The following is a 17,227-nucleotide window of genomic DNA, read 5'->3' as shown; positions in this document are numbered from 1 at the left end:
GCTTGGGATGGACTTCGTATACAAAAATATGACAGCCTCAAGACGGTGAAACAATTTGTCGCTGTGATCAGTCAAATAATTCGACAGTCGACAACTGGTTCCCGTAAGCGCGCGAGAAATGCAGCGCGGCCTTGATCCGCGATAGCACCATTCCTTTAGGATCATAAAGCTGCGGTGCGAGATGAATGAACCATACCCGCTTATGCGTGGCGAGCGCCGCGTCCACCAGCTTCWAGTCGTCCTCGATCAGCATAGGCCCGCCGAGATTGCTGACATAGATGCGCGGCAGGTGCCGCTGCGGATAGGGACCGGGCACATAGACCCGATCCGGGAAGTTCGGATAGCGACGGGCGTAGTATTCGACGGCTAACAGGCCTTGGGCCGGCAGCGCGATGACGACATCCCCGGGCTGCGCGTTGTCGCCGATTGCCGTGATCACCGACCGCCAGTCCTCGGTGATGCGACCTTCGTCGGCGATCGACCGCGCCGACGACCAGCCGATCATCACCACGGCTAGACAGACGCCGATCCATCTTGGCCCGCGCCAGGCCACAAGGCCGAACGCCACGACGGCGAGCGTCAGCGGCGCCATCCATTCGAACAGCCGGTTGATATAGATCGGCTTGACCGTGAAACTGACGGCCAGCACGGCATAGAGCGGCAGGAGGAGGATGACCAGCACCTGCACGGCAAGCGTCCGCTCAAGCCTGATCATGGCCACGATGCCGATGAGCAGCAGGACAAGGCCGAAAATGAATTGCGGCCAGCCATCCCCGAGCGTCTGCATCCAGGCTTCATAGAGATCCGGTATCCGCGGCTTGATCCAGAAACTCAGGCCGGAAAAGGCGCCCGATTGATGCAGGAAGATCGAGATACCCGGGCCCCAGACGAGAAGCGCGAGCAGGCCGGTGCCTGCGACGATCGCGAGATTGACGAGCCGCCGGGCCGGATTGCCGAACAGAACGACCAGACCCAGGCCGCCCCATATGCCCGAGGCGACGAAGAACCCGGTATTGTGCAGCCAGAGCGAAAATCCTCCGGCGAGCCCGAGTATCAGCGCCCAGCCACCCCAGCCCGCTCGGTTGCCGCTTTCAGGGGCTGCACAGAGCCGCTGGCCGAGAGCAAGTGATGCCAGGATGGCAAGCGTGACAAACAAGGTCTGGGGTCCGTAAGGCCGTGAATCCAGTGCGAAACGGATATTTCCGTAATTTGCGGCAAGCAGCAGAGCCGCAAGCAGGCTGGCGCGATCACCCAAACGACCGGCGCGCAGCGCCCGCCCGGCAACCGCCAGCGTGACGATTGTCAGCAGGCTGGCAACCAGCGACAGGCTGCGCATGCCGGCTTCCGAGTGACCGAAGATGCCCATCCAGAGCTTCAACATCGAATAGTACATCGGTGGATGGGTTTCGTATTGCGGAACCTCCACCCAGAGATCGTGCCAGGACCGGCTGGCGAACCATTCGCTATAAAGCTCATCGATCCAGAGCGAACGGCTGGAAAGCCCCGGAAGCCGGAAGATCAGGCCGATCAAGGTGACGGCAGCGACCGCCCACCAGAAGAAGCGGGCGATCAACGCGTCCAGACGATCGAAAATACCGCCGATCGGCGCCTTGCCGAGATCGGATTTTGTGTCAACGCCAGTCACCATCGGTGGAACTCATTACTGCTGGAGCTGATGATCGTTGTGGTTTACGCCGCCTTCGGCCAGTTGACGCCGCCGGCATCGGTGAGCAGGAAGGCTTCGCCGCAGGCCTTGGCCAACGTACGCACCCGCAGGATATAGCTTTGGCGTTCGGTCACCGAAATCACGCCGCGGGCGTCGAGCAGGTTGAAGACATGGCTCGCCTTGATGCACTGGTCATAGGCCGGCAGCACGCATTTGTGCAGGCGTTGATTGTCGCTGTCGCCGGGCGCGCCGGCCTTGAGCAAAGCCTGGCATTCCTTCTCGGCGTCGATGAAATGCCGGTGCAGCATTTCGGTATTGGCATATTCGAAATTGTGCCGCGAATATTCCTGCTCGGCCTGCAGGAAGACATCGGCATAGGTGATCTTCTCTTCGCCTTCGCGGCCGTTGAAATTGAGGTCGAAAATCGAATCCACGCCCTGCAGATAGGTGGCGAGGCGCTCGAGGCCGTAGGTCAACTCGCCGGAGACCGGGGCGCATTCGATGCCGCAGACCTGCTGGAAATAGGTGAACTGGCTGACTTCCATGCCGTCGCACCAGCATTCCCAGCCGAGGCCCCAGGCGCCGAGTGTCGGGCTCTCCCAGTCGTCTTCGACAAAACGGATATCATGCAGCAGCGGATCGAGGCCGATGGCCTTGAGCGAGCCGAGATAAAGCTCCTGCAAATTGGACGGATTGGGTTTCAGGATCACCTGATATTGATAATAATGCTGCAGCCGGTTGGGATTTTCGCCATAGCGCCCATCGGCCGGCCGGCGCGACGGCTGCACATAGGCCGCCCGCCAAGGCTTGGGGCCGAGCGCGCGCAATGTGGTGGCCGGATGGAACGTACCTGCGCCGACTTCCATGTCGTAGGGCTGCAGCACCGCGCAACCCTTGTCCGCCCAATAGTTATGCAGCGTCAGGATCAGCCCCTGGAAGGAGCGGGCCGGGTTCATATAGTCGGGAAGCTCGGACATGGCACTTGTTCTGAAGGTTTGAATGACCGGGCGTGAAGTGCCACGCGGAGCGGCGGGGGTCAAGGACTTCGTGGCAATCCGGCTTGATTGAAGATAGGCGCAATGTCGTATATCCTTGCTAGAACAAATCGTGGAGCCTGAGACAGCCATGAATGTAAAGATCTCGATCGAACTGTCGGAAAACCAGCTCGAATTCGCAGAACGCAAAGTCCGGGAAGGCGCCTATACGTCTGTGTCGGAAGTAATTGCTGAAAGCCTGCGGGATACAATGTTGGCTGAAGGCGAAAACGCAGATCAGAGCGATCCTGTCTGGGAGATGAGGCACGAGATCAGGCGGCGGTTGCAAACCCCGGATGATCAGTGGATCACGATGGACGAAAACGACACCATGTTCGAGGATCTCGAAGCGCGTCTCAGGGCAAAATTCGGCGCTACCGCCAGATGAAGCGATATGTGATCGAGCGTCATCCGCTGATCGAAAGCGACCTTGAAACGATCCAGGACTACATTGCCCCATTCGCCGGCGTCGATACGACGCTCAGAATTATGCGGAAAATCCGGGAAAGGATCGTTGACCTCTCACTCTTCCCGCACGTCGGTACCATCCGTGACGAAATCATTCCCGGCCTCCGTGCGCTGCCGGCTGCCGAAAAAGCCATAGTCTGCTTCAGCGTCCGCGATGAAACCCGCATCGTGAAGATCGTTTGCGTCACATATGCCGGACAGGACTGGCAGAAGATCGCCGCGGAGCGGGAAAACCAGGATCTTTCACGCAATATTTGACAGCATTGGCGTCCCATGCATCCGGGCGCTGTGCTTCATATCAATAGAACAATGCGGCATTATCATCCGCCTTGAAATTGATCCTGCCGAGGGGCCATCGCAGTGTGGGGGAGGGGAAGCATGACTGAGCAAAACGATGTGCTTGTTATCGGTGCCGGGCCGACAGGCCTTGCTCTCGCTATTACGCTCAGGCGTTACGGCATCAGTGTCCGCGTGATCGACAAGGCAGAACACCCGGCCACCGTTTCCAAGGCGCTCGCCATCTGGAGTGCAAGCCTCGAAGCGATGCAGGGCATGGGCGTCATTGATGATTTCCTCGCCGCTGGAAAGCGGCTGCACGCGCTCTGCGCCGGCGATGGAAGTCGCCAGTTGGCGCGGATCGCTGTGGGTGATGGTATCGATAGTCCGTTCCCATTTCCGCTGCTTCTGCCGCAATTCGAGACGGAGAAGCTGCTGACCGCACGTCTTTCGGCGCTCGGCGTGACAATCGAGCGAGGCGTCGAGCTCACGGAGTTCGTCCAGGACGGGTCCGGCGTCACGGCGATGCTCAAGCATGCGGATGGCCGGATGGAGGAGACGCGCGCGAGCTATCTGGTCGGCTGTGACGGCGCCCGAAGCGCCGTGCGCCATGGGCTCGGCATCGAATTCGAAGGCTATACCGAGCCGCAGACCTTCTTGCTCGTCGACGCCCGTATCGAGGGCGGCGATCTCGATCACGACAACATTTACATCTGGTGGAATCGCGGCGGCAGCATCGCCCTTTTCCCATTTGCGGGAGAGACCTGGCGGATGTTCGCCATCCGTCGCGAAGAGAGTGACGAGGCCCCGAACATCGAGGAAATGCAGCAACATGCCGAGCGTTTCGGCCCGCCCGGCATTCGGCTCTACGATCCGAGCTGGCTGTCGACATTCCGGATCAATGAGCGGCTGGCGGAGCGCTATCGTGTCGGACGATGCTTCCTTGCCGGCGACGCGGCGCATATCCATAGTCCCGCAGGCGGCCAGGGGATGAATACCGGCCTTCAGGATGCCACCAATCTCGGCTGGAAACTGGCTTATGCGATCCAGGAAATCGGCGACGCGGAACTGCTGCTCGACAGCTATGAGCCGGAGCGCCGGCCGGTGGCGCGCGAGGTCATCAAGGGCTCGGCGCAGAAACTCCACGTCGCCTTCAATGACAATCCGGCGGTTCGTATCCTGAAAGACATCGCCGTGACCGTGTTCGGCAACCTGACCGCGGTGCAGAAAATGCTGCAGACCCAGCTTTCCGAGACCGAGATCATCTACACCAAAGGCCCGCTGGTCGCGCTCGGCGAACCGCCACATTCCCCGCGCCGCACCGATGTCGGCACCCGAGCCCGTGACGTGCTGGTTGCCGACGGTGTGGCCGGCGAGCACGCGCTCTGGCCGCTGATATCAGGGAGACATCATACATTGCTGGTCTTCGACGCCAAATCGTCGGTCAGCATGGAGGCCGCGCAGGCCGGGACCGAAGATCGCCTTTCGGTCGTGCATATCCCGCCGGAACGCGATCCCGGCGGCAAGGCCCGGAGTCGGTTCAACCTCGGTGATGGCGGCTGGGTGCTGATCCGTCCCGATCAGGTCGTGGCGGTGCGCGGCGATGCAAGCGATCTGGCGCCGCTCTATGGCTATCTCCGCCGCGTGGTCTGGCGCCAGGAAGTGTGATGATCGTCCGCCAGGACGGCTCTCACTCGTCGCGGCGCAACCGGTATTCGCCGGTCGCCGGATCCTTCACCAGCGTGCCGACCGCATTGTTCTGCTGCTCCTTGCGCTTGATCTCGGAAGTCTTGGCGAGCTTGGTCGCGTCATTGACGAACCTGCGGTAGATATACCAGCCGACGAAGACGATCAGTGCAAAGAAGATAAGTTTGGGTAGTCCCACTATTGTCGTTCCCTAGAGTCCGTATCGGCTCCACCAGAGCCGTTCTTCCGCCGTTTCGATCGCACCGCTGGCCACGCCGGCACCGATGGCCATCTGCGGATCGGCGCCGCCCTTCCGCCCGGAGATGAACCGGCCGATAAAACCCTTTGACGGTTCGATCGTCTCGATCTCGATCTTTTCGCCGTAGCGCAACCGGAGCGAGCTTTCGATGTCGCCCAGCGCATCGACGAGACCGAGTTCCATACCCTTTTCGCCTGACCAGAAGAGGCCGGTGAACAGCGTATCGTCCTCGGCGAGCTTACCGGCACGGCGCTCCCTGACCATGCCGATGAACACGCGGTGCACGTCGAGCTGCAGCGATTTGAGGTGATCTATATCACTTTGCTTCTCGGGCAGGAACGGGTCGAGCACAGATTTGTTTTCGCCAGCGGTATAGATGCGCCGCTCGACGCCGAGCTTCTTCATCAGGTCCGGAAAGCCGAAGCCGCCGGAGATCACGCCGATCGAGCCGACGATCGATGTCGGGTCGGCAATGATCTCGTCGCCGGCAAGCGCGATCAGGTAGCCGCCGGAGGCCGCCACGTCTTCGACGAAGACGAGTACTTTCTTCTGTTTTTCCTTCGCCAGCGCCCTGATCTTGAAGAAGATCGAGCGCGACTGCACCGGCGATCCGCCGGGCGAATTGACGGCGATCGCCACAGCCGGCGCCTTCTTCATATCGAAGGCCTTTTCCAGCAGTTCCTCGACACTGGCGAGGTTGAGGGCAGGGCGGAACTGACTGCCGCCGGCCTGGATGACGCCTTGCAGTTTGACGAGCGGAATCTTGACCGTCTTCTGTCTGCGGAGTTTCTTGATCAGGCGGCCTAATCCAAGCATGTCGGGTCCATTGTTGTTGTTCTGCTGCGGAGATGTAATCACGCCGGCGATAAACGCAAGCGCTCGGCCGAGGTTTCCCGGGCACGGCCGAGCCGTGGATAGCCCCGGCGGCCATTGTTGAGGTCATCGACGAACGGCAGGAAGCGATGCGATCCCTCGGCATGCATGAAAAGCGGCGAACGGAACACCGGCCTCGCCCTTGACCCTTTGATCGCGCTGACCAGCACGCGGATCGCGTTCTCGCCGTCCCTCGGATGGACGAGCGTCGCCTCCAGGCCGCCGAAACGCCGTCCGCATGCTGCCATGATCGCGGCGATCGATTCCGGCCGGGCAATCAGCGACATCTGCCCGCCGGGCCTCAGGATGGCGCCGGCGGTCCGCACCCATTGCTCGAACAGGTCGCCGCTCATGGCGTGAGCCTCGGCCTTGAGCGCGTCGGGCGCCTTGCGATCATCGGCATGGTTGAAGGGCGGGTTCATGATCACATGATCGAAAGCATCGTCCGCCAGCCCGGCGCCGACGCGGGCACGGCCGGTCAGCGTCACATCCGCTTCCAGCAGCGAAAGGCGATCGGCGATTGCCGCATTCTCGGGCAGTGCCATGCTCTTGCGCGCATAGTCAGCCATCTCCACGGATTTCTCCACCAGAAGCACGCGGGCCTCACCGAGCCGCGCCGCAACCCCCATGCCCGCCGCACCGGCCCCTGCGCCGAGATCAGCGACCTGGATCGGCCGTTCGGCGACCACCATGGCGGCAAGCAGCATCGCATCCATGCCGGCGCGATGGCCGCGCCCTTTTGGCTGGACGATGTGGAAACCGCCGAAATGGAAGGCGTCGATGGTCTCGGCGACGGGGGTCATTTCTTCAGTTCTGCTCCCAGCCCGGCTTCGCGCAGCACCATGCGGGCCTCGTCGGCGCGGTCGGACTCGACCATCAGCCGGCGCTGCAGAATCCCCAGCGACCCCTCCAAAATGCTCATTCCCTGATCGGCGACAAAGCATTGGATGCCGCGATCCTTCAGCAGGCTTTCGGCATAGGAGAGGCTGACGGGATTGTTGGTCCGCATGATTTCTATCACGTTCGCGTTCCTTTTTTGTCAATTGTGAGGGAGCAGGACAATTCGCCTCTTGCCGCTTTGCTCTGCTGTTTTTATGGTCTTTTAATAGAATTGAACAGGAGCCGGTTCCTTGGGCGTCGTCATACCGCTGGATGACAGCAAAAACAAACAAGCCTCCATCAAGCCGCTGGTGGATCTCAGCAAAGCCGACATGGAGCGTGTCAATCAGTTGATCCTGTCCAAGGCCGGCTCCGACGTGCAGATGATTCCGGAAGTCGCCAACCACCTCATCTCGTCGGGCGGCAAGCGTCTCAGGCCGATGCTGACCATCGCCGGCGCCAATATTTTCGGCTACAAAGGCGATCACCATGTCAAGCTCGCGGCAAGCGTCGAGTTCATGCACACGGCGACGCTGCTGCATGATGACGTGGTCGACGAGAGCGACATGCGACGCGGCCGCAAGACGGCGCGCATCCTCTGGGGCAACCAGGCAAGCGTGCTGGTCGGCGATTTCCTGCTCGGCCAGGCCTTCAAGATGATGGTCGAGGTCGGCTCGCTCGATGCGCTGGACGTGCTTTCGACCGCCGCCACCGTGATCGCGGAAGGCGAAGTGCTGCAGCTCTCCGTCGCCAAGAACATGGACACGACCGAGGATGACTATCTGCAAGTGATCCGCGCAAAGACAGCAGCTTTGTTTTCTGCTGCAGCCGAAGTCGGGCCGATCATTGCCAGTGCCTCCAAGGCAGATCGCGCAGCGTTGAAATCCTACGGCATGAACCTCGGCCTCGCCTTTCAGCTCGTCGACGATGCGCTCGATTACGGCGGCAAAGCGGCTGAACTCGGCAAGAATACGGGTGATGATTTCCGCGAGGGCAAGATCACGCTTCCGGTGATTCTCGCTTGGCGCCGCGGTAATGATGAGGAACGGGCCTTCTGGCGCGATGCGCTGGAAAATGGTAAGAACGATGACGAAAATCTGGCGCATGCGCTCGGACTGATCACCAAATACGGCTCGCTCTCCGATACGATTGCCCGCGCCAAGCACTATGGCACGATCGCGCATGACGCGATCGCGGCGCTCCCGGCTTCGCCGTGGCGCTCGGCTCTCATCGATGTGATTGATTTCTGCATCGGCCGCGTCAACTAAAAAGCCGAACTCAACGGTTATTGCGAGAAAAAGCCCTGAAATCGTCACGCTTGTGACAGACACGGATTTATGAAATTAAGGGCACATACGCGATTTGCGCGAATGTGCATCTATGAGAGGCATTCGAATGACTTTGTTGAAACTCCGCCGGCTCCAGCTTGGCACGGCAATGGCTCTCGTTCTCGCTGTGGCGGGACCTGTGCTCGCAGCCCAGGAGCCTGCTCCGGCCAAGCCCGTCGTGCATTTCGACGTCTCTTCGGTGGATACATTCTCCGGTGCTTTTCTTGCTGCCCGCACGGCCGACAATGACTACGACTATCCCACTGCGATCACGCTTTACCGCACAGCGCTGAAATTCGATCCCAACAATACCGATGTTCACGAGCGGCTGATGATCTGCCTGTTCATGAACGGCAATTTCGACGAGGGGGTCCAGGAAGCGACCCGCCTCAAGGACGATCCGTCGGTCGAGCGCATCGCCACGATCGCGCGCGGCATCGAAGCGATTCGCCAGAAGAATTTCCCGGAAGCCTACAAGCTGCTTAAATATGACGGGCCGAACGAGCTCGACCGCATGGTCAATACGCTGCTCGTCGCCTGGGGCCAGTTCGGCGAGGGCAAGACCAAGGAAGCGATCGCCACCGTCGACCAGATGAAAGGTCCCGACTGGTACGCGATCTTCAAGAACTACAATGCCGGCATGATTGCCGCCGCCGCCGGCGATGTCGACACTGCGCGTAAGCGGCTGCAAGCAACCCTGAATGCCCGGGAAGAGGGCAGTGCGGCCTCCGACACCTATATGCGAGCCGTCATCGCTCTCGCCTCGCTCGAAGCGAAGTCCGGCAATAAGCAAGCAGCGATCGATGCGATCACTGCGGGAGAGACCTTTGCGCCGGGCTATGTGCCTCTGGCCGCTTTCCGCAAGAAGATCGAGGCAGGCGAGAAGCCGCCGCTCGCCATCAGCAACGCGGTTGATGGTACGGCCGCGGTGCTGTTCTCGGTCGGCGGCGCACTCAACCAGTCACTCTCCAACGCCCCGGACAAGCAGGGCGCCCAGGATATCGTCAATTTCTATCTGACGACCTCGTTTGCGCTGGCGCCCAACAATGCCGACACCGCGGTTCTGCTCGGCGGGCTCGCCGAAAACCTCGATCAGCCGGAGCGGGCGATCTACTGGTACGGCAAGGTGCCGTCGGGGTCGCCGCTACGCCGCGTCTCCGAACTGCAGCTCGGCCTCAATCTTGCCAATACCGGCAAGACGGATGACGCCCGCAAGCATCTGTTGCAGGCGATCAAGGAAGATCCGAAGGATATCCGCGGCTACGTCGCCTATGGCAGCCTGCTCTCCGATCAAAAAGAATATGACGAGATGGCCAAGAACTACGACAAGGCCGTCGAAGTCATCGGGCCGCTCGCCAAGCGCTCCGACTGGTCGGTATTTTTCCAGCGCGGCATTGCCTATGAACGGCTGAAGAAGTGGGACCAGGCCGAGCCCAACTTCAAGCGGGCGCTCGACCTCTATCCCGACCAGCCGCAGGTGCTGAACTATCTCGGTTATTCCTGGGTGGACATGAACATCCATCTCGATGACGGCCTCAATATGATCAAGAAGGCCGTCGATCTCCGGCCGGATGATGGCTATATCGTCGACTCGCTGGGTTGGGCCTATTTCCGCCTCAACCGCTTTGACGACGCCGTGGACGAACTCGAGCATGCCGTCGAACTGAAGGCTGCGGATGCAACGATCAACGAGCATCTCGGCGACGCCTACTGGCGCGTCGGCCGCAAGCTGGAAGCGATTTTCCAGTGGCAGACAGCGTTGGAACTGAAGCCCGATGAGGCCGATATCCCGAAGATCAAGAAGAAGATCGTCAACGGTCTGCCGCCGCAACAGGCCGATGCCACGACCTCGCAGAGCCGCGGCATCGATGTCGCACAGGCCGATCCGGTCAAGCCGGCTGCTGACGCCAAACCGGCTGATGCGACCGTAGCGAAGCCAGCCGCTCAGGACAGCGAAATCAAGCCCGTGGAGCAGAAACCTGCTGACACGACGGTCAAGCCGGCCGACCAGAAGCCAGCCGACACGGCAACGCAGCCGGTGACGGATCAGAAGCCGGCCGACAATGCCACCAAGCCGGCGGACCAGAAGCCGGCCGACAACGCTGTCAAGCCAGCCGACAACACGGTCAAGCCAGCCGATGCGACGACTCAGCCGGTGGAGCAGAAGCCGGCGGACACGACTGTCCAGCCCGCCGATAGCGGCGCGGCTTCGCAGTCGCATACCGTGGTCAAGGGCGATACGCTTTGGGACATTGCCAAGGATGTACTCGGCGACGGTCATCGCTTCCATGAAATCATCGAGCTCAACCCAGCAGTCCGCCGCCATCCGAACGTCATCCAGCCTGGCCAGATGCTGAAGATGCCTGGCGCGAAGAAGTAGCTGCCGCAGACTCTCCTGTTGGGAGGCAATGCGACATTAGCCGGATATCGTCGTGAAAACGACGAGACTGCTTTCCCTTTCCGTAAGGGAGGGGAAAGCTTCGTCGCGGCGCTTCGTCCCGTTGCCGGGCGGACCTGACCCTCATAGCGAGCCCCATGATCGAAGAACTCGCCCGCGCCAAAATCAACCTCGCGCTCCACGTCACGGGGCAGCGGCCCGACGGATACCATCTTCTCGACACGCTCGTGACATTCGCAAATGCCGGCGATCGCCTGACTTTTACCTCGGCCGAGAGCGACGGATTCACCGTCTCCGGCCGCTTCGGAGCGTCCCTGCCGCGTGACGCTCAGCCCAAGAACGGTAATCTCGTGCTGCGCGCCCGCGACGCGTTGCGTGCCTTCGCGGAGGTTGGCGGCCATCAGGTGCATCCCGTCCACATCCATCTCGAAAAGAACCTGCCCGTCGCCTCCGGCATCGGTGGCGGCTCGGCGGATGCGGCGGCGGCGCTCCGCGGACTGATGGCGCTCTGGCCGGTCGAGGTTCCACATAACAGCCTGCGCGAGATCGCCCTTGGCCTCGGTGCCGACGTGCCGATGTGCCTCGAGAGCCTGCCGCTGGTAGCGCGCGGCATCGGTGAGGACATTCGGCTGCTGCACCATTTCCCCAGGCTGCATCTGCTGCTTGTCAACCCGCTGGTCGAAGTTTCGACGCCGGTGATCTTCAAGTCGCTGACCCACAAGAACAATTCGCCGCTCACCCTTCCGGAGGATGGCGCCGAGCGCGAGGATTGGCTCGCCGCCCTCGTCGAAGCCCGCAACGACCTGCAGCCGCCCGCCGAGGTGATCGAGGGACGGATTGTCGAGGTGCTTGGCCTGATCCAAGGCACGGATCCGGTCTTCGCCCGCATGTCCGGCTCCGGCGCCACCTGTTTCGGCATTTATCCGGATGCTTTGGCAGCCCGCGCCGCTCGCGCGGCGCTTGAGGCGGTACGGCCCGAATGGTATCTGCAGGAGACGGAAACCGTCTGAGGTGCCCCATGCCGAAAATCGATGAGACCCGCCCGTTCATTCCCATTGGCATCGCGGTCTTGACCATCTCCGATACGCGCACCTTCGCCGATGACAAATCCGGCGACACGCTTGCCGCGCGCATTGCCGAGGCAGGCCACCGACTGGAGGCACGGGCGATCTGCAAGGATGACAGGAAGGCGATCTTCGATCAGGTCGAGGCCTGGACGCGGCAAGACGATATCGACGTGGTGATCACCACCGGCGGCACCGGCTTTACCGGCCGAGACGTGACGCCCGAGGCGCTGGAACCCTTGTTCGAAAAGCGCATGGACGGCTTTTCCGAAGTCTTCCACCGCATTTCCTACGACAAGATCGGGACCTCGACGATCCAGTCCCGCGCCACCGGCGGCGTGGCCAACGCCACGTTCATCTTCGTCCTGCCCGGCTCGCCCGGCGCCTGCAAGGATGCCTGGGACGGCATCATCCGCGACCAGCTCGATTACCGCCACATGCCCTGCAATTTCGTCGAGATCATGCCGCGGCTCGATGAGCACCTGAAGCGCGGCGTCGCATGAAGAAAATTCTGATCAGCGCCTGCCTGATGGGCGAACCCGTCCGCTATGACGGAAAGGGCAAGCTCTTCGGCCATCCGCTGATCGATCGCTGGCGAGACGAAGGCCGGCTGGTGGTTTTCTGCCCGGAACTGGCCGGCGGCTTTCAGGTGCCGCGGCCGCCAGCGGAGATCGCCAAGCGCGCCGATGGCGATGCCGTGCTCGCCGGGGAGGCTGATGTCGTTGAGATCGGCGGCATGAATGTGACTGAGAAATTCGTCGCAGGCGCGCGTCGGGCGCTGGCGCTTGCGCAGCGTGAGGGTTGCGATTTCGCGCTCCTGATCGATGGCAGCCCGTCCTGCGGGTCGAGCTTCATTCATGATGGGCGGTTTTCGGGCGAGACGCATCGAGGTCGTGGCGTCACGGCAGCGCTTCTATCGCAGAACGGAATAGAGGTTTTCGCTCCGGCCGCCATCGAACGGCTGGCGACGCGCATCGGCGAATAAGCTGGATCAATCCACTTTCAGGCGCAGCTCAAGGCCCTGCGGATTGAAATGCTGCGCGACTTCAGGCTTTTCCGCCGGTTTGGCGCTCACGGATTTGTCGGCAATTGCCGGCGACGTCACGTCCTTGCTGATCGTCAGCGCCGTATCTTTTTCGGCCTTGAGGGTCGGATCGCTATGCTTGGCCACTTCAGGCCTGGCCTTGGCGCCAAGGTCCGGCGGTGACATGTCGGCGGTCACAGCAGAGGTCGTGCTGGTGTCGATGGTGATGGCTGCGTCCTTCGGCACATCGGTGGCCGCCGGCTCAGTGAATTTTTGTTCGACTTGCGCGGTTTTCGCATCGATCAGGTCGGTGCTCGCCTTGGAGACATAGATGACCGGCGAGCCGCCCAGCCATGCCTCGGTACGATAGACCTTGAGCACGCCATCGACCTGCTTGACTTCGACCTTCTGGGTGCCTGGCGCAAGGCTTATCTCCGCAATCTCCGCCTTCTTCTTTTTCAGCGGTGCGCAGATCGGACAGGAGACTTTTTCGATGCTCTTGGCGGAATCATCGTCTTTACGGATGACCTCGATCGACCCTGCATGAGCCGCGGAGGCTGCCATTGCCATCGTGCCTGCCAGCAAAAGGATACGCATCGTCACACTGCTCCCTTGAACAATCAGAGCGCAGTGTATGAAAAATGCGTTAAGATCGGGTCAGCGGGACTGGTTAGGAAAGCGTTAATGTCCCGCCTTTTCGCGGGCGATGGCGCGCCAGCCGATGTCACGGCGGCAAAAGCCGTTTTCCCATTCGACGTCTGCCACCGCTTCATAGGCGCGCGCTTGCGCCTGGCCGACAGTCGGCCCGGTCGCAGTGACATTAAGGACGCGGCCGCCAGTGGCGACAAGCTGGCCGTCCTTGTCGGCGGTGCCGGCATGGAATGTCCGGCAGGTGTCGCTGTCGGCGGGGAGGGCAGCAATCGCGGTGCCTTTCTGATAGGAGCCCGGATAACCCTTCGAGGCAATCACCACGGTGAGTGCCGCATCGTCGTGCCATTCCGCCGTCATTTCTCCGAGCGTGCCCCTGGCGGTGGCGAGGAGCAGCGGCAGCAGATCGGATTTCAGTCGCATCATCAGCACTTGGCACTCCGGATCGCCGAAGCGGACATTGTATTCGATCAGCTCCGGGCCGCGTTCGGTGATCATCAGGCCGGCAAACAGCACGCCGATGAAGGGATGACCCATCTCCGTCATGCCGCGGATGGTCGGTTCGATGACTTCGTTCATCGTCCGTGCAGTCATGGCGTCGGTCATGATCGGCGCTGGGGAATAGGCGCCCATGCCGCCGGTATTGGGGCCGGTATCGCCGTCGCCGACCCGCTTGTGGTCCTGGGCGGAGGCGAGCGCCAGCGCATGCTGGCCGTCCGAGAGCACGAAGAAGCTCGCCTCCTCGCCGTCGAGAAAGGCTTCCACCACCACTTCCGCACCGGCGGCGCCGAAGGCGCCTTCGAAACAGTCGTCGATCGCCGCCAGCGCCTCTTCCATGGTCATCGCCACGGTCACGCCCTTGCCGGCGGCAAGCCCGTCGGCCTTGATGACGATCGGTGCGCCCTGGGTCCGAATATAGGCTTTTGCTTTCGGCGCATTGTTGAAGCGCTGATAGGCGCCTGTCGGTATGTCGTAGCGGGCGCAAAGATCCTTGGTGAACCCCTTCGATCCTTCGAGCTGGGCGGCGGCCTGCGAAGGGCCGAAGACCAGGAAGCCTGCCTCGCGCAGCCGGTCGCTCAGTCCTGCCACCAGCGGCGCCTCCGGTCCGAAGACGACGAAATCGATCGTCGCCCTCCGGCAGAAATCGACGACGGCGCCATGGTCGTCGATATCGAGCGCGACCAGATCCGCATGTTCGGCAATGCCGGGATTGCCGGGCGCGGCATAGAGTTTTGTCAGCAGCGGCGATTGGGCGATTTTCCAGGCCAGCGCATGCTCGCGTCCACCCGAACCGATCAACAGAACTTTCATCGCCACGCCCTCGTTTCCAGACTTGGGGGGTTAGAGATGCCTTGCCGAAAGGTCAAGTCCTGCATGCTTCGTGCGGTTGTGGAGAGATCGCATTAACCATGCTGCTTGTTGAATCGCTAACCAAAGGTCGTTAGGGTCTCCCTGATTTCATTCGGATTCGACGGGCCGGCGATCGCGGCTTGAGTGCAGGGGACCGCTCATGCGTAAAATAGCGTTTTCATGTCTGCTGGGGGCGGCGCTCGCATCGCCCGTTGCCGCGCATGCGGGTGACGCCTGGTGGTCGGGCGACTGGTACCTGAAAATCGGCGCCGAAGGTTTTGTCGCGCCGCGCTACGAGGGCGCCAAGAGCTATCTTCTCCAGGCCAAACCCTTGATCTCGCTGGGCAAGGCGGACCAGGTGGTGCGCTTCAGTTCGCGCAACGACAATCCGGCCGTCTCGCTCTATGACAGCGGCGCAGTGCGCTTCGGCATCGTCGGCAAACTGGTCATGCCGCGCGATGGTGACACGTCGAGCGATCTCAAAGGGCTGAAGCCGATCCCGCTTGGTCTTGAGGCAGGTGTGTTTAGCGAAGTCTATCCGACCGACTGGCTTCGCGTCCGCGCCGAAATCCGCCATGGCATCCACAGCTATGACGGCAATGTCGCCGACATTTCCGCCGATGCCTTCACCGATATTACGCCGACGATCCGCGTTTCTGCCGGCCCGCGCCTGACCTTCGCCTCGAACCAGTATATGGACGCCTATTACGGGGTGAACGCCAAGCAATCGAAGAAATCCGGCCTGTCGCAATTCAACCCGAAAGCCGGGCTGGAATCGGCCGGCTTCGGTGGCGCGGTCACCTGGCAGGCYACCGACAAGATCGAGAGCTCCGCCTTTGCCGAATATAAGCGGCTGCTCGGCGATGCCGGCGATTCGAGCCTTGTCACCGAGCGCGGCTCACGCAACCAGTTCGTGATCGGGCTGTCCACGACCTACAAGTTCGGCTTCACGCTGCCCTGAACCGTTTGGCCTACTTGACTGGCGCGCGCCAGGCGTTATCCGATAGGCCATGAGCTTTTCATCCACAGACAGCGGCCGCGTCGCCGACGCGCCATCCAACAACTGGGTTTATCGCGCGCTGCCGCGTGCGCTCTGGCCCTATGCGCAATTGGCGCGCTGGGACCGTCCGATCGGCTGGCAGTTGCTGATGTGGCCCTGCTTCTGGTCGGCTGCCCTTGCCGCCAACGCTGCCCGCGAACTTGGCCAGCCGGTCTTCGTGCCATTCGTCTGGCATCTCGTCCTGTTCTTCCTCGGCGCGGTCGCCATGCGCGGCGCCGGCTGCACTTATAACGACCTGGTCGATGAGGAGATCGACATGCAGGTCGCCCGCACCCGGTCGCGGCCTTTGCCGTCGGGCCGCGTGAGCCGGTCGCAGGCCAAAATCTTCCTCGTGCTGCAGGCGCTGGTGGGACTGGTCGTGCTTCTCTGCTTCAACTGGTTCAGCATTTTCCTTGGCGTTCTGTCGCTGGGGATCGTCGCCATCTATCCTTTCGCCAAGCGCTTTACCGACTGGCCGCAATTCTTTCTCGGCCTTGCCTTCTCCTGGGGCGCCTTGATGGGTTGGGCAGCGGTGTTCGGCACGATTTCCCTTGCTTCCGTCGCGCTCTATCTCGCGGCGATCTGCTGGACGATCGGCTACGACACGATCTATGCGCATCAGGACAAGGAGGACGACGCCATCGTCGGCGTGCGCTCCACGGCACGGCTCTTCGGTGAAAGCACCAAGCTGTGGCTGGCCATCTTCTTTGCCGCGACGCTTGTCTTTGCCGCCATCGCCTTCATCGCCGCCGGTATCAGTTTCCTCGGCTGGCTCGGACTTATCGTCGCAGCCTTCATGTTCGGCTACCAGTTGCTGGCGCTGGACATTCGCGACCCGGCTCAATGTCTTGAACTCTTCAAGTTCAACGGCACGGTCGGCATCGTGATTTTCGCCGGGCTGACACTCGCCATTCCCTTTGCGTAGCGCATGTTTCCCGAAAGTGGTCTCTGGCTTCGGGATGAAGACATGCGCAAAACAGAGCGCATGTCTCGCGAAAGTGGTCACCGGTTTCGCGACAAAGACATGCGCAAAACAAAGCACCAAACGGAAAGCCCGGCTGCGGGACAAGGTCAGCCGGGCTTCCCGCCGACCGCTGGTCGTTGGACCGCGATCAAGTGAGCAATCCCAAGACTAAAGTCCGGCACCAGGAAAGGCTGTTACTTGGGGAACATCGGCTATGCGTTTGCTGCAGATTATGATACGGAAAGTTCAAATCAGTGTCATATCGCAACAG

Annotated in this window: 18 protein-coding genes and 1 pseudogene; 11 read left to right on the top strand and 8 right to left on the bottom strand. The window is 61.3% G+C overall.

Going from position 1 to position 17,227, the window contains the following annotated elements; translation table 11 throughout:
- Positions 1 to 67: 67 nt before the first annotated feature.
- A complete protein-coding gene (locus AC1D06_RS11020; RefSeq protein WP_477986258.1) occupies positions 68 to 1,648 on the bottom strand; it encodes a glycosyltransferase family 39 protein in 1,581 nt (526 codons plus the stop codon).
- 41 nt (positions 1,649 to 1,689) lie between these two features.
- On the bottom strand, positions 1,690 to 2,622 hold the full coding sequence (locus tag AC1D06_RS11015) for a glycine--tRNA ligase subunit alpha (protein ID WP_477880375.1): 933 nt from the start codon (positions 2,620 to 2,622) through the stop codon (positions 1,690 to 1,692).
- Between the two features lie 169 nt (positions 2,623 to 2,791).
- Between AC1D06_RS11015 and AC1D06_RS11010 the strand changes: the two genes are divergently transcribed.
- The 3 genes from AC1D06_RS11010 (at position 2,792) to AC1D06_RS11000 (ending at position 5,112) form a co-directional block, all read left to right on the top strand.
- Entirely contained in the window at positions 2,792 to 3,088 is a 297-nt protein-coding gene (locus AC1D06_RS11010; RefSeq protein WP_477880275.1) for a ribbon-helix-helix domain-containing protein, read from the top strand.
- The gene (locus AC1D06_RS11005) at positions 3,085 to 3,426 is read left to right on the top strand and encodes a type II toxin-antitoxin system RelE/ParE family toxin (RefSeq protein WP_477880273.1); all 342 of its coding nucleotides are present in this window, start codon (positions 3,085 to 3,087) and stop codon (positions 3,424 to 3,426) included. Before AC1D06_RS11010 ends, AC1D06_RS11005 begins: the two co-directional genes overlap by 4 nt.
- Positions 3,427 to 3,546: 120 nt before the next feature.
- The gene (locus AC1D06_RS11000; RefSeq protein ID WP_477880271.1) at positions 3,547 to 5,112 is read left to right on the top strand and encodes an FAD-dependent oxidoreductase; all 1,566 of its coding nucleotides are present in this window, start codon (positions 3,547 to 3,549) and stop codon (positions 5,110 to 5,112) included.
- A gap of 22 nt (positions 5,113 to 5,134) precedes the next feature.
- On the opposite strand, the gene AC1D06_RS10995 is transcribed toward AC1D06_RS11000, so the two are convergent.
- From AC1D06_RS10995 to AC1D06_RS10980, 4 genes are read right to left on the bottom strand one after another with little or no spacing between them, the layout of a single operon-like run.
- Complete coding sequence (locus AC1D06_RS10995) at positions 5,135 to 5,329, bottom strand: hypothetical protein (RefSeq protein WP_477880269.1); 195 nt, start codon at positions 5,327 to 5,329, stop codon at positions 5,135 to 5,137.
- A gap of 12 nt (positions 5,330 to 5,341) precedes the next feature.
- The gene (locus AC1D06_RS10990; protein ID WP_477880267.1) at positions 5,342 to 6,205 is read right to left on the bottom strand and encodes a S49 family peptidase; all 864 of its coding nucleotides are present in this window, start codon (positions 6,203 to 6,205) and stop codon (positions 5,342 to 5,344) included.
- 38 nt (positions 6,206 to 6,243) lie between these two features.
- Positions 6,244 to 7,065: a tRNA1(Val) (adenine(37)-N6)-methyltransferase gene (locus AC1D06_RS10985; protein ID WP_477880265.1), complete on the bottom strand. Its 822-nt coding sequence runs from the start codon at positions 7,063 to 7,065 to the stop codon at positions 6,244 to 6,246.
- Positions 7,062 to 7,271: a putative signal transducing protein gene (locus AC1D06_RS10980; protein ID WP_477880374.1), complete on the bottom strand. Its 210-nt coding sequence runs from the start codon at positions 7,269 to 7,271 to the stop codon at positions 7,062 to 7,064. Before AC1D06_RS10980 ends, AC1D06_RS10985 begins: the two co-directional genes overlap by 4 nt.
- Before the next feature lie 121 nt (positions 7,272 to 7,392).
- Here AC1D06_RS10980 and AC1D06_RS10975 point away from each other — a divergent pair, with 121 nt between their 5' ends.
- The 5 genes and pseudogenes from AC1D06_RS10975 (at position 7,393) to AC1D06_RS10955 (ending at position 12,916) form a co-directional block, all read left to right on the top strand.
- Positions 7,393 to 8,409 carry a polyprenyl synthetase family protein gene (locus AC1D06_RS10975; RefSeq protein WP_477986257.1) on the top strand — a complete coding sequence of 339 codons (1,017 nt, stop codon included), beginning with the start codon at positions 7,393 to 7,395 and terminating at the stop codon, positions 8,407 to 8,409.
- A 127-nt stretch (positions 8,410 to 8,536) separates the two neighbouring features.
- Positions 8,537 to 10,381 (top strand): annotated as a pseudogene (locus AC1D06_RS10970) (tetratricopeptide repeat protein); the annotation flags it as partial.
- A 623-nt stretch (positions 10,382 to 11,004) separates the two neighbouring features.
- On the top strand, positions 11,005 to 11,877 hold the full coding sequence (locus AC1D06_RS10965; protein WP_477986256.1) for a 4-(cytidine 5'-diphospho)-2-C-methyl-D-erythritol kinase: 873 nt from the start codon (positions 11,005 to 11,007) through the stop codon (positions 11,875 to 11,877).
- An 8-nt stretch (positions 11,878 to 11,885) separates the two neighbouring features.
- Positions 11,886 to 12,434, top strand: a complete 549-nt coding sequence (moaB, locus tag AC1D06_RS10960) for a molybdenum cofactor biosynthesis protein B (protein WP_477880262.1) — start codon at positions 11,886 to 11,888, stop codon at positions 12,432 to 12,434.
- The gene (locus AC1D06_RS10955) at positions 12,431 to 12,916 is read left to right on the top strand and encodes a 2-thiouracil desulfurase family protein (RefSeq protein WP_477880261.1); all 486 of its coding nucleotides are present in this window, start codon (positions 12,431 to 12,433) and stop codon (positions 12,914 to 12,916) included. Before moaB ends, AC1D06_RS10955 begins: the two co-directional genes overlap by 4 nt.
- A gap of 6 nt (positions 12,917 to 12,922) precedes the next feature.
- Here AC1D06_RS10955 and AC1D06_RS10950 read toward each other — a convergent pair whose 3' ends face one another.
- Entirely contained in the window at positions 12,923 to 13,552 is a 630-nt protein-coding gene (locus AC1D06_RS10950) for a plant virulence effector HPE1-like domain-containing protein (RefSeq protein WP_477880259.1), read from the bottom strand.
- 84 nt (positions 13,553 to 13,636) lie between these two features.
- Complete coding sequence (purD, locus tag AC1D06_RS10945) at positions 13,637 to 14,914, bottom strand: phosphoribosylamine--glycine ligase (RefSeq protein WP_477986287.1); 1,278 nt, start codon at positions 14,912 to 14,914, stop codon at positions 13,637 to 13,639.
- Between the two features lie 199 nt (positions 14,915 to 15,113).
- Here purD and AC1D06_RS10940 point away from each other — a divergent pair, with 199 nt between their 5' ends.
- The 3 genes from AC1D06_RS10940 to AC1D06_RS10930 are packed head-to-tail and all read left to right on the top strand — an operon-like array spanning position 15,114 to position 17,112.
- Positions 15,114 to 15,914 (top strand): MipA/OmpV family protein, encoded by an 801-nt coding sequence (locus AC1D06_RS10940; protein ID WP_477880257.1) that lies wholly within the window; start codon positions 15,114 to 15,116, stop codon positions 15,912 to 15,914.
- A 49-nt stretch (positions 15,915 to 15,963) separates the two neighbouring features.
- Positions 15,964 to 16,917, top strand: coding sequence for a 4-hydroxybenzoate octaprenyltransferase (ubiA, locus tag AC1D06_RS10935; protein WP_477986255.1), 954 nt, complete (start codon positions 15,964 to 15,966; stop codon positions 16,915 to 16,917).
- A 42-nt stretch (positions 16,918 to 16,959) separates the two neighbouring features.
- The gene (locus tag AC1D06_RS10930) at positions 16,960 to 17,112 is read left to right on the top strand and encodes a hypothetical protein (protein ID WP_477880253.1); all 153 of its coding nucleotides are present in this window, start codon (positions 16,960 to 16,962) and stop codon (positions 17,110 to 17,112) included.
- Positions 17,113 to 17,227: the final 115 nt, after the last annotated feature.

Source organism: Rhizobium sp. P2_G2 (assembly GCF_056403555.1).
Note: the sequence above shows the minus strand (reverse complement) of the source record. Positions and strands in the feature narration are given on the sequence as shown.

Bases quoted from the DNA above. Each gene is read 5' to 3' on its own strand.
- AC1D06_RS11015 (WP_477880375.1), bottom strand. From the start codon at position 2,622: ATGAACCCGGCCCGCTCCTTCCAGGGGCTGATCCTGACGCTGCATAAC.
- AC1D06_RS11010 (WP_477880275.1), top strand. From the start codon at position 2,792: ATGAATGTAAAGATCTCGATCGAACTGTCGGAAAACCAGCTCGAATTC.
- AC1D06_RS11005 (WP_477880273.1), top strand. From the start codon at position 3,085: ATGAAGCGATATGTGATCGAGCGTCATCCGCTGATCGAAAGCGACCTT.
- AC1D06_RS11000 (WP_477880271.1), top strand. From the start codon at position 3,547: ATGACTGAGCAAAACGATGTGCTTGTTATCGGTGCCGGGCCGACAGGC.
- AC1D06_RS10990 (WP_477880267.1), bottom strand. From the start codon at position 6,205: ATGCTTGGATTAGGCCGCCTGATCAAGAAACTCCGCAGACAGAAGACG.
- AC1D06_RS10985 (WP_477880265.1), bottom strand. From the start codon at position 7,065: ATGACCCCCGTCGCCGAGACCATCGACGCCTTCCATTTCGGCGGTTTC.
- AC1D06_RS10980 (WP_477880374.1), bottom strand. From the start codon at position 7,271: ATGCGGACCAACAATCCCGTCAGCCTCTCCTATGCCGAAAGCCTGCTG.
- AC1D06_RS10965 (WP_477986256.1), top strand. From the start codon at position 11,005: ATGATCGAAGAACTCGCCCGCGCCAAAATCAACCTCGCGCTCCACGTC.
- moaB (WP_477880262.1), top strand. From the start codon at position 11,886: ATGCCGAAAATCGATGAGACCCGCCCGTTCATTCCCATTGGCATCGCG.
- AC1D06_RS10955 (WP_477880261.1), top strand. From the start codon at position 12,431: ATGAAGAAAATTCTGATCAGCGCCTGCCTGATGGGCGAACCCGTCCGC.
- AC1D06_RS10950 (WP_477880259.1), bottom strand. From the start codon at position 13,552: ATGCGTATCCTTTTGCTGGCAGGCACGATGGCAATGGCAGCCTCCGCG.
- purD (WP_477986287.1), bottom strand. From the start codon at position 14,914: ATGAAAGTTCTGTTGATCGGTTCGGGTGGACGCGAGCATGCGCTGGCC.
- ubiA (WP_477986255.1), top strand. From the start codon at position 15,964: ATGAGCTTTTCATCCACAGACAGCGGCCGCGTCGCCGACGCGCCATCC.
- AC1D06_RS10930 (WP_477880253.1), top strand. From the start codon at position 16,960: ATGCGCAAAACAGAGCGCATGTCTCGCGAAAGTGGTCACCGGTTTCGC.